We start from the raw sequence: 11,488 nt of genomic DNA, 5'->3' as shown, positions 1-11,488 counted from the left end.
ATTCCCGCACGGTCCACACATTGCCAGTGAACGCTGGCAACAAAGCCCCTGATCAGGACGTTGATGATCGCACCGGCGCCGCTTGGCTACGTTTCGATCTCGAGTCGGTCCCGGATGCCTTCGAAGACCGCCGCCGGCGCCGGTTTCCCGGGCCGACGTCCCTCCGGCATCCCGCACGCAGTCCGGACGTGCCGCCGGCGCCGGCGCGGATCATCAACTGCGCGACCCGGTGGGGCCGTCCCCGTCAGCCGTCCCGGCCGCGGCGGCCTTCCGCGCCTCGTCCCCCGCCCGCCGAACAAGGCCGGAGCCCTCGGAGCCGACGCGCTGGGCCGGTCGGTGCCGCCCGGCGGTCAGCCGACCCCGACCGCCACGCGGGCCACCGTCGCTACTCCCCCACCACTACCGTGCGGTGCGCGAGGGTCCGACGCACGGAGCCGGTCCGGCGCGGCGGTTCAGGGCTTGTGGATGTCCCACGACTCGATGACCGTGCGGGCGATCTCCCGGCCCTCCTCGGCGAAGTGGCCCTTGCCCGGGTAGACGACCCAGAGCCGGTACATGTCGCCGTCCTTGTTCCGGTAGTACATGACCTGCGCCTCGCGTACCAGCGGCGGTGTGGTGGTCGTCGTGTACACGATGGTGTTCGTGGCCGCCTCGCGGTCCTTGTACGTGGTCTCGCGCGGCTGTCCCTCGGGCGCGGGGGTGGCGGCGATGCCCCAACCGTACTCACCGTCCTTGAGTTCGTTCCAGTGCGCGAACGCCTCCTCCGGCGCCGAGGCCTCCAGTTCACCGTTCTCGTCATCGGCCTTGAGGTCGCGGTCGGTCTCGACGCGCACCATTCCGCTCGGGTCGGTGAAGGAGGCGACCGTCCCGTCCGAGTCGTCGGCGGGCTTGTCCTTCACGAAGCCCCCGGGAACCGCGAGGGCGACCCCCACCTTGTCACCGAGGTCGTGCTTCTCCCAGCCGTCCGGGAGAGGGCCCGCGAACGGGTCGGCCACCACGAGGTACGCCGCGACCGCCCCGGCCACCACCACCGCGCCCAGCCCGGTCAGCGTCTTGCGGCCGATCCGGATGCCCTTGCCGTCCTGGCTCCGCGCCGGGAGCGGGGCGACCTGCGTGGGCACCGGGGCGGGCGGGTTCGCGGCCGTCTCCAGTACGGCGCGGACCTGGGCGGCGTTCGGTCGGCGCGCCGGGTCCTTCTGCAGCAGGGCGGTGATGATCCCGGCCAGCGGTCCCTGCGCGGAGGCGGGCGGCGCCGGGGTGGCGTTGAGCACGGACTGGAGGGTGGCGGGGGTGTTGCTGCGGCGGAACGGCGAGACGCCCTCCGTCGCCGCGTACAGCACCACACCGAGCGACCACAGGTCGGAGGCGGGGCCCGGGCGCTGGCCCAGCACCCGCTCCGGCGCGATGTACTCGGGCGAGCCGACGAAGCCGCCGGTGTCGGTCAGATTGGTCTCGCCCTCGATCTGGGCGATGCCGAAGTCGGTGAGCACCACCCGGTCGTGCCGGCCGAGCAGGACGTTGTCCGGCTTCACGTCCCGGTGCAGGATGCCCGCCGCGTGGGCGGCCTCCAGCGCGCCGAGCACCTCCAGGCCGACCCTGGCCGCCTCACGTGCGGAGAGGGTGCCCTCTTCCTGCAGCACACCACCCAGCGAACGGCCCTGGACCAGCTCCATCACGATCCACGGCCGGCCGTCGACCACGGCGACGTCATGGACGTTGACCACCGCGGGATGGTCGAGCCGGGCGGCGGCCCGGGCCTCACGGCGCATCCGCTCGAAGGCGTTGACACGTTCACGTTCGGGAAGGTGGTCCGGAACCCGGGGCTCCTTGACGGCGACCTCCCGGTCCACCGTCTCGTCCTTGGCCCGCCACACCGTGCCCATGCCGCCGTGCCCGAGCTTGGCGAGCAGCCGGTAGCGCCCGGCGATCAGCCGACCGGCGCCGGGCTCGGCGTCGGGCGCGGGCACCTGTCGCTCCGTGCGGCCCTCCCCCTGACCGTGCGGGTGCCGCGCCTGCTGCGGGGCCACCCGGGTCGATGCCGCGTACGGGTTGTCGGGGTGCGGCGCCGGCGTGGGCGGGTTCGGCGGTTGCAGACCAAAACTGGTTGGCTCGTCGGCCCCGCTGCGGGCTCCCCCGTTGCTGCTCATGGTTCATCCATATCGCGCGAGACACCCACGTATCCACTGCGAACGCCCACCGGTCACAGACCCGTGACCCTCGGCGGAACTTATCTCCCCTTTATCACCCTTTGGTGCCGGCCTGAGGTGAGGAAGCCGACACCGAGGAGGTGGCCGCCGTCGGGGTGGCCGTCGTCGGGGTGGCCGCCGTCGGGGTGGCCGCCGTCGGGGTGGCCTCCGGCGGGGTGGCCTCCGGCGGCAGTGTCCGCTGGGGGCTGGTGGTCGTGGGGAGGGACGCGGGCGGCCGGGGGCCGGGGGCCGACTCGCCCGGGGGTGTCTCCGGCGCCGTGCTGGCCGGCGTACCGCCCCCGTCGCCGTCCCGGTCCTGCAGGAGCAGCGCCGCCGCGGACACCCCCGCCCCCGCCATGGCGGCGACCGCCAGCGCGGCCACGAGCACGCCCTTCGTGGGCTGCCACCGGACGGGACGCTCCCCGGGGGCGCCGGGCACGGCACCGGCCGTCACCGTCCGGCGGGCCGCGAACCGCCGGCGGGGCAGGTCCCGGTCCGAGGGCGACGGCTCCGGGGGCGCCGACTCCGGCGTACGGCCCGTCGCGAGGAACGCCATCAGCATCCGTTCGGCCCGGTCCGCGTCCAGCCGGCGGTCCGGGTCGCGTTCCAGCAGACCGCGTACCACGGGCAGGATCGGCCCGGCCTCGGCGGGCGGACGGATCTCGTCGACCACGACCGCGTGCAGGACCCCGCTCAGGGAGTCGCGGCGGAACGGCGACTCGCCGCTGAGCGCCGTACACAGCAGCGCGCCCAGGGACCACAGGTCGGACGCGGGTCCCGTCCGCGCACCGGACATCCGCTCGGGCGCGGTGTACTCGGGGGAGCCGACGAAGGAGCCGGTCTCGGTGAGCGTGGTGGAGCCCGACACCTGGGCGATGCCGAAGTCGGTGAGCAGGACCCGGTCGGTGTCGTCCTCCAACAGGACGTTGGCGGGCTTGAGGTCACGGTGCAGCACGCCGGAGGCATGGGCGGCGCGCAGTGCGCCGAGCAGGTCGACGCCGATCCGCGCGGCCTCCGCTGCGTCGACCGGGCCCTGTTCGGCGATACGGTCGGCGAGGGACGGTCCCTCGATCAGCTCGAGGACGATGTACGGGCGTTCGTCGTCCTCGACGACGTCGTGGACGACGATGATGTTCGGGTGGCTCAACTGGGCGAGGGCACGCGCCTCACGCAGGGTGCGGTCCCGTTGCCGCCGGGCTTCGGCCGCGGAGAGTGTCTCGTCGAAGGGGAGTTCCTTCACGGCGACGCCCCGCCCGAGCAGTTGGTCGGTGGCCCGCCAGACCACGCCCATGCCGCCGCGCCCGATCCTCGCCTCCAGACGGTAACGGCCCGCGATGACACGGGCATTGTGCCGCGCGGCCCCGTTCTCCGGTTCCCCCTCGGTCACCATGGGCCCATCATGCCCCACCGGATGTGTCCGCTCCGGTACGGCGATCCGGCCAAGCGGCGGACAGGCGCCCGTGCCACGGGCGTCAGGGCTCGCGCCATCCCCGCAGGATCGTCCGGAACTGCTCGCGGGTCGTGTCCCAGTCGGCGTCCGGGGAGGACATGTAGATCGCGTACTCGACACCGTCGCGCGTGATGTACATCTGGTCGATCGCCCGGCGCGGGCCGGGGAACTCCGTGTCCTTGGCCAGCGCCGTCCAGCTGTACTCCAGCCGTGCGCTGTCGCGGTCACGGTAGGTCAGGCGCTGCAGGCCCAGCTGCCGGTAGTCGACCAGGCGGGCGCCGATCTGCTGGTCGAGATCGCGCAGATGCTCGTAGGGGTCGTCGAAGTCCGGGGAGTCGTCCGCGGCGATGCGGAGGAAGTGCTTGCCGCCGTCGGGCGTGTAGTCGACCTGCCGGGTCTCCTCGTCGAAGACCACGCGCTTCCAGTCCTCGCCGGGCAGGACGACGGTGAAGCCCAAGGGGTCGGTGCGGCGCACCCAGCCCTCGGGGAGGCTCCCCGCGGTGTCGGCCTTCCCCGTCTTCGTGGCGCTGGGCTCCGGGGCGGGCCCGGAGGGCTTGGCGGGGCCGGCCGCGGTGCCACCCGGGTCCCACTGCTGGAGCACCACCGCGGTTCCCCCGCCGATGATGGCGGCCAGGGCGACGACCAGGGCGATCATCCGCCCGCGCACCCGTCGGCGCTGCGTGGCAGGCGGCCCGTACGGCTGTTGGACGGCCGTGGAACCGCTGCCCTGCGGGTGGTACGGCGGCCGCGTGGCCGTGGGGGGCGCCTCCGGTCCGCGCTGGTGCGGCAGCGGCACGTGGGCGTCGACGGCCAGGGTCGGCACGTACTCCTGCGCGGCGGGCGGCCGGCGTCCCTCCGCGGCCTCGGCGAGCATCTGCTCGGTCTGGGAGGCGTCGGGCCGGGTGGCCGGATCCTTGCGCAGAAGTGCGCTGATCACGGGGGCGAGCGGGCCGGCGTGCCGCGGCTCGTCGGCCTCCTCCTCGACGACGGCCTGCATGGTGGTCAGCGGTGAGGTGCGGCGGAACGGCGATCTGCCCTCCACCGCCGTGTACAGCGTCGCGCCGAGCGCCCACAGGTCGGAGGACGGGCCGGGGTCGTGGCCGCGGACGCGCTCGGGCGCCAGGTAGTCGACCGAGCCGACGACCTCTCCGGTGCGGGTGATGGCCGTGTCGCCGTCTATCTGCGCGATACCGAAGTCGGTGAGCAGCACCCGGCCGTCCCGGCCGAGCAGGACGTTGCCGGGCTTGATGTCACGGTGCAGCACGCCGGCGGTGTGCGCGGCGCGCAGGGCGCGCAGCACCCACAGGCCGATCCGGGCGGCCTCGCGGGGCTCGACCCGTTCCCGCTCCTTCACCGCGTCGGCCAGGGAGTGGCCCTCGACCAGTTCCATCACGATCCACGGCCGGCCGTCGTGCTCCAGCACGTCGTGCACCGTGACGACGGCGGAGTGGTTGATCCGCGCTGCCGCCCGTGCCTCCGCACGGGTGCGGGCCAGCAGTGTGGCCTGTTCACTGTCGGACACGTAGAGCGCCGCGGTCAGTTCCTTGATGGCGACGGAACGGTGCAGCACCTCATCGTGCGCACGCCACACCCGGCCCATGCCACCGCTCCCGATGGACGCACCGAGCCGGTAGCGGCCCGCGACGAGCGAGCCCTGCATCTGATTCACGTTGCCCCGCAATGGTCTTGACAGGGTCAGAGTAGGTAGCCCCGGGCCATCCTGGGAACCAGCGACGTGCCATGGAGACCGCACTGTGATGGTTGTCGCTGTATACGGCAGGAGGCAACCAAAACGCCCGCGTTCGCGTGGTGTCCGCGGTTCAGCCGGTGAACTGGTAGGTCGCCGCCGCCTGCTCGTACAGCCGTGTCACCTCGTCCCGTTCGGCCTCCGGTCCGCGTACCTGCACCACGTGGTAGCGGCCGTCGATCAGTGCCGCGAGGTTACGGACGTACAGCTCGCCCCCGCCGCCGGTCCAGGTGAACTGGCCCTCGGCCATGGTCCGGCCGCCCACCTCGATGGTCTTCAGACCGGTGGACGTGGCCCAGCTGGAGTCGCGGTAGGGCTGGAGCTCATGCTCGTCGTCCCGCTGGTAGCTCATGGGGTCGCTGCCGTACTGCTCCGCGCTGTCCCGGCCGGGGACGACGATGAGTTCGAAGTCGCCGCGGGAGTAGACGACCTGGCCGCTGCCGTTCTTCGCGGTGCGCTGCCAGTTCTCGGCGACGGCGACCCGGAAGCCCTCCGGGTCCTTGCGCAGGGTGAAGCCGTCGGCGGCCTCGGGGCCGGTGGTCTGGGTCTCGTTGTCGGCGGCCGACTCCTCGGGGCTGCTCCGGGGGGTGTCCTTGGAACCGTCCCCGGGCTGCGGCGAGTTCCGCCCGGCGTCCGGCGGGCCCGGCGCGTCACCGACCTGGCCGGCGGCGCCGGAACGGTCGGTCGACGCCCCCGCGTTGCCCTCGCCCGCCTTCGGCATGAACAGCACGGCGTACGCGATCGCCGCCGCCATGGCGAGCAGCACCAGCAGGAGCAGGCCCCGGCCGAGCCGACGTGGGGAGCCGGTCTCCCGCTTCGCCCGCTTGTGCCGTCCGTGGTGTGCGGGGGGCCCGGCGCGCCGCCTGCGCACCAGCTCGCCGCGGCGCCGTATGACCGGCAGTCTGCTGGTGTCGGCGGGCGGTGCCGCTATGACGTGTACGCCGGCCTCGGGCTCGGGCGCGGAGCGCACCAGCGAACGGAGCCAGCCGCGCAGCTCCTCGAAGTCGGAGCGCTCGGTGGGGTCCTGACGCAGCAGCGACTCCACGACCGGACGGAGCGGCCCGCACTCCTCGGCGAAGGCGGGCGGCTCGGCACACACCATCTGCACCAGTTCGGCCGTCGACTCCTCCGGGTAGGGGGCGTGTCCCTGCACGGCCCGGAACAGCAGGGAGCCCAGCGCCCACAGGTCGGTGGCGGGGCCGATGGGCGCGGCCAGCTGCCAGTTCTCGTGCACCGGGCCGGCCTGCTCCGGCGCCCAGCGCTCGGTCACGGGTCCGACGACGGCCATCCGCGCCTGCCGCGCCCGCTCGGCGGCCAGCGCGGTGGTCGGGCCCCGGCGGGCGGGGGTGTGCGCCACCAGGTCGTCCCAGCGGGCGGGAGGGGCGGCCGTGCCGGGGGCGGCCGCTGCTTCCAGGGCGCCGGGTCCTGCGGGGCCGCCCGGGAGTCCTCCCAGAGCTCCAGGGCCTGGCGGGCCGGTGTGGTGCGTGGCTCCGGGCCGGCCGGTGGCGCCGACGCCGTAGGGGTCGGCTATCCGTCCCGGTGGGACGGCGCCGGACGACGGGCCGTCGCCCCCGGGCTCGGGACGGGCGCCGGGCAGGGCCGTACGGCCGCTCTGCTGTGCCTCCTGCACCCGGGCGGCGGCACGGGTGCCGGCCCGGTACGCGGCGATCGCGCCCGCACGGGCGGCGCGCACGTCTCCCGCGCTGTCGAGCGCTCTGGGTGCCGCGGCGGGGGTGAGGCCGTCCGGCATGTCCGTCCCGCCGCCGGGCAGCCGGCCGGCCCGCGCTTCGATGGCGGCCCGGCGCGCGGCGTCGGGGTCGGGTTCGGGTTCGGGCTCGCGGGCGAAACCGGGTGGCCAGGACGGGCCGGGCCCGGCTTCCGGCGTTCCGGCCCGCGCCGCCGGTCCCAGGGCCTCGGGCGCCCCCGCTCGCGGTGCCGGTTCCGTGTCCGGGGGCGGCACCGGGTCGTAGCCGCAGAGCGCCTCCTCCGCCGCGCCGACCGCGAGACCGGTCAGCATGACCCGGCCGTCGTCGCAGACGAGTACCGTGCGGGCGGTGATGTTGCGGTGCACCCAGCCGTGGGAGTGCAGCACCCGCAGGGCCGTCAGGACGTCGGAGGCGACCTCCGCCGCCCGGTACGGGGACAGCGGTTTCTCCGCGAGCAGGGCGGCCAGCGGACGCGCGGCCACGAGTTCGCTGACTATCCACAGCGAACCGCCCTCCGCGAACACGTCGAAGACCTGGTCCAGGCGCGGGTGATCGGGAATGGCGGCCGCCGCCTGCGCGGCCTCGACCGCGCGCCGCACGACCGGGTCGGTGGGCCGCCGGGTGCCTGCGCGCGCGGAGGCCGGCCCGGAGCCGCCACGCCGCGCGGATCCGTCACGGGCGGTGAAGCCGTCGGGCAGCCCCTCGGCGTCGAGCACCTCGGCCTCGACGACCTCCGGCAACGGAACCTGCCTGACCAGGACTTCCTGCCCGCTGTAGGTGTCGAAGGCGCGGGTCTCGGCCAGTTCGTACTCGTCGGAGGGGGGCAGCGGCAGGCGGTAGCGGTCGGCGAGAACCCGTCCCGCATAGTCGTCCACGTTGCCTCCCCCGGCCCTACGGTCGGTCAGTTCCGTTCGCCCAGCGAACCGTTGTGGCTGCGTACGGTCCGCAAGCACTCACGATACGTGCCGGAGGCAACCCGCAGAGAGGGGATGCCACATCTGACTCCCCTTTCCGGAAACCGGTCACGCTCAGGCCTTGGGCCGGAAGGTCCCGCTCAGTCCTTGGGCCGGAACGTCTCGGTCAGCGTCCGCCAGGTGTCCTTGCGCTGATCGCTGCCCCACTGATCGGCCTTGGCCGTGTACATCAGCCCGTACCCGAGCCGGTCATCGACGACCGTCCCCCGGTCGATGGACCGGTACGTGGTCCCGTTGTCCACGTAGGTGAACTCCCAGTCCGCCGTCTTCCAGCCCCGGTAGTCCACCGCCTTGATACTGATCCTCTGGTACTGGGAGCGGACCATGCTGCGCTCCTGGTTCGTCCAGTCCGCGACCGGGTCGTCCTTCGGCGTGGTCGTCCAGCCGATGAGCAGTTTCTGTCCGCCGGGTCCGGTGAACCGGTCACCCGCAGCCCCCGACGTCTGGAACTTCCACCCCTCGGGCAGCCCGATCGAGTAACCCTGGCTTCCCTTGTACGTATTCTTCGCCGGCGTACCGCCGTTCTCCCCGGCCGAGTCGTCCGGTCCGCCGACACCGGCGCCGGGGTCGCTCGTCCCCGACCCCGTTCCCGTACCCGCCGATTCGGTCGTCTTGCCGTCGGTGCGGGTGCCGTCGTTCTCGTCGCCCTTGGTGTCGGCGCTGGGGTCCTGACTGGCGGCGGTCCGGTCGCCACCGCCGCTCTTCGCCCCGTTGTTGTCGCCCTCGTCGTCGCCACCACTGAGCACGATGGCCAGTACGGCGCCGAGCACGGCGAGGACCGCGACCGCGATGACGACCAGCGTCCGCCGCGGCACCACATCGGTGAGCGACGCCCGCGGCACGGGCCGGGCCGGCAGATCCGGCGGCGTCATCACCGGCCACCCCGAACTGCGGCCGCCCGTCCCCGGCTTCCGCGGCACGGTGCCCTGCGCACCCGGTCCGGCTGCCGGGGCCGGGCCGGGGCCTGCGGAGGGGGACGCGGAAGGGGACCGGGGCGCGGAGGGGGGCTCCGTCGTGCCGGTCCCTCTCCCGGACGTCCCTGCCGCCTTCTCCGGAGCCGTCGCGGCGGTCGTCCCGGACGCCGAAGCGGTCGTGCCACGGCCGGACTTGGCACGAGCCGCCGCGGCGGCTCCCGCCGAGCCCGCTGCCACGGCGGCCTTGCGCACGGAACGCAGCGCGCCCCGCAGCTTCTCCCCCGCCTCCTCGCCCCGCTTGCTCCTGACGTCCGCCTCGCCGGGCTGCTCGGGCAGCGGCACGACCTTCGTGGCGTCCGCCGGCTCCCGGTCGGCCTCCCTGGGCCCGGGCGCGTTGACGACGGCGTTCAGCAGGGTTCGGGCGCCGCTGACGTCGAGCCGCTGGGCGGGATCCTTGGTGAGCAGCCCGTAGATGACGTCCCGAAGCGGTCCCGCGTTCTTGGGTTCCTCGAGCGGTTCGGTCATCACCGCCGTGAGCGTCGCGATCGCGGAGCCCTTGTCGTACGGGGGCGTGCCCTCCACCGACGCGTAGAGCAGCCCGCCGAGAGACCAGAGGTCCGCCGCCGGCCCGGGTTTGTGCCCGCGCGCGCGCTCCGGGGAGATGTAGGAGGGAGCCCCGACCAGCATGCCGGTCGAGGTGATGGACGGGTCGCCCTCGACCTGGGCGATGCCGAAGTCGGTGAGGACGACCCGGCCGTCCTCGGCGATCAGCACGTTCGACGGCTTCACGTCGCGGTGCAGGATGCCCTCCCGGTGCGCGGAGCGCAGCACGTCGAGCACGGCGAGCCCGACCTCCGCGGCACGCCCCGGATCCAGCAGGCCGTCCTCCCGGATGACCTCGGCGAGCGACTTGCCCTCGACGAGCTCCATGACGATCCAGGGGCGGTCGTCCTCCTGCACCACGTCGAAGACGGTCACGGCGCTGTTGTTGCGGATCCGCGCGATCGCCTTGGCCTCGCGCAGCGTCCGCGTGATCAGCCGCCGTTTCTCCTCTTCGTCGATGCTCGACGGGAAGCGGAGCTCCTTGACGGCGACGGTCCTCCCCAGGGTTTCGTCCTGGGCACGCCACACCGTCCCCATGCCGCCGCGGCCGAGCACATCTCCCAGCCGGTACCGCCCGGCGAGGAGACGTGCGCTCTCGTCCTGACGGGATGTCCCCGCCCGCTCCGCCTCCGACATGCGTCCCCTCATGCAACCCGCCCTGACAGAGCCTTCATTGTCCCTCACCCGACAAGTGGCCGACGCCCAGGGTGCCTGTGGGCGCGCGCCGGGCCCGGCGCATACGGAGCCCGGGCGAAGGACGCGCTCCCCGGCCCTGCATGATGTGCTCCGACAAGGAAGGACCCGGTATGCCGCCGCTTCGGACCCTACTGGCCGTTCCCGTGTCCCTGGCCCTGCTCGCCCTGGCTCCTTCCGCCTCCCCTGCTCCGGCGGACCGGCCCGCCGACGCGGTCCTTCCGCTGCTGGTCACCCGGGGTGGCGCCCCCGCCGCTGCCCTGCTGGCGTCGGAGAAGTCGGGTCCGCGCTACGCCCACGCCGGCCAGGACATCGGCCGCTCCGACCACTTCCGCGCCGGCAGTATCACCAAGACGTTCATCGCCACGGTCGTACTGCAACTGGCCGGGGAGGGGCGCCTGTCGCTGTCCGACACCGTGGAGACGCATCTGCCGGGCCTGGTGCGGGGGGCGGGCAACGACGGGCGCACGCTGACCCTGCGTTCCCTGCTCACCCACACCAGCGGTCTTCCCGACTTCGCCGCGGACACCCGGGGCTCCGTCCCGGTGACACCCCTTCAAGCCGTACGCGTCGCACTCACCCACCCCCCGGCCGACCGCGGCCGTTTCTTCTACTCGAACACCAACTACGTCCTGCTGGGCATGATCGTCGAACAGGTCACCGGCCGCTCGTACGCCGACGAGACCGAGCGCCGTGTGCTCATTCCACTGGGCCTGAACAACACCTCCTTCCCGGGTTCGGGCACCTCTCTGCCCCGGCCGCACGGCCGCTCGTACGCCGCCGACGGAACCGACGTCACCAGGCTCGACCCGCGCGTGGCCGGCGCCGCGGGCGAGTTGGTGACCACGCTCGCCGACCTGGACCGCTTCTACTCGGCCCTGCTCGGCGGTGAACTGCTGCCCCCGCGCCGGCTGCGCGAGATGCTCGACACCCGCACCGCACACGGCTCGTACGGCATGGGGCTGTTTCCTGTGACGCTTCCGTGCGGCACCACGGTGTGGGGGCACAACGGGCGGATCTCCGGCAGCTACGTGCGCACCGCAGCCACGGTCGACGGCCGGCGTGTCCTCACCTTCCGGGTGAACACGGACGCGATCGCGGATCCCGGTCTCGAGTCCGCGGTTCTCGCGGCCGAGTTCTGCCCTCGCACCCATGAAAACGGCCGGGTGTCGAACGAAGATCCCGGATCTCACCACCCGTTCGAGTGATTCGGGA

The 11,488-nt window shown here is 73.5% G+C and carries 6 protein-coding genes; 1 reads left to right on the top strand and 5 read right to left on the bottom strand.

The window, feature by feature from the left end; genetic code table 11:
* Positions 1-452 precede the first annotated feature (452 nt).
* From ACZ5C2_RS14945 to ACZ5C2_RS14925, 5 genes are all read right to left on the bottom strand, one after another.
* A complete protein-coding gene (locus ACZ5C2_RS14945; protein ID WP_468790312.1) occupies positions 453-2,147 on the bottom strand; it encodes a serine/threonine-protein kinase in 1,695 nt (564 codons plus the stop codon).
* Between the two features lie 94 nt (positions 2,148-2,241).
* Positions 2,242-3,576 carry a serine/threonine-protein kinase gene (locus ACZ5C2_RS14940; protein ID WP_468790310.1) on the bottom strand — a complete coding sequence of 445 codons (1,335 nt, stop codon included), beginning with the start codon at positions 3,574-3,576 and terminating at the stop codon, positions 2,242-2,244.
* A gap of 82 nt (positions 3,577-3,658) precedes the next feature.
* Positions 3,659-5,296 carry a serine/threonine-protein kinase gene (locus tag ACZ5C2_RS14935; RefSeq protein ID WP_468790308.1) on the bottom strand — a complete coding sequence of 546 codons (1,638 nt, stop codon included), beginning with the start codon at positions 5,294-5,296 and terminating at the stop codon, positions 3,659-3,661.
* A gap of 160 nt (positions 5,297-5,456) precedes the next feature.
* Positions 5,457-7,964, bottom strand: a complete 2,508-nt coding sequence (locus ACZ5C2_RS14930) for a protein kinase (protein ID WP_468790306.1) — start codon at positions 7,962-7,964, stop codon at positions 5,457-5,459.
* Positions 7,965-8,143: 179 nt separating this feature from the next.
* The gene (locus tag ACZ5C2_RS14925; RefSeq protein ID WP_468790304.1) at positions 8,144-10,216 is read right to left on the bottom strand and encodes a serine/threonine-protein kinase; all 2,073 of its coding nucleotides are present in this window, start codon (positions 10,214-10,216) and stop codon (positions 8,144-8,146) included.
* Positions 10,217-10,386: 170 nt separating this feature from the next.
* Here ACZ5C2_RS14925 and ACZ5C2_RS14920 point away from each other — a divergent pair, with 170 nt between their 5' ends.
* Positions 10,387-11,481: a serine hydrolase domain-containing protein gene (locus ACZ5C2_RS14920; RefSeq protein ID WP_468790302.1), complete on the top strand. Its 1,095-nt coding sequence runs from the start codon at positions 10,387-10,389 to the stop codon at positions 11,479-11,481.
* The last annotated feature ends 7 nt before the right edge of the window (positions 11,482-11,488 follow it).

It is taken from the genome of Streptomyces sp. NPDC031365 (genome assembly GCF_055569765.1).
The sequence above is the reverse complement of the archived record's forward strand: the minus strand, read 5'-3'. Positions and strand labels throughout refer to the sequence as shown.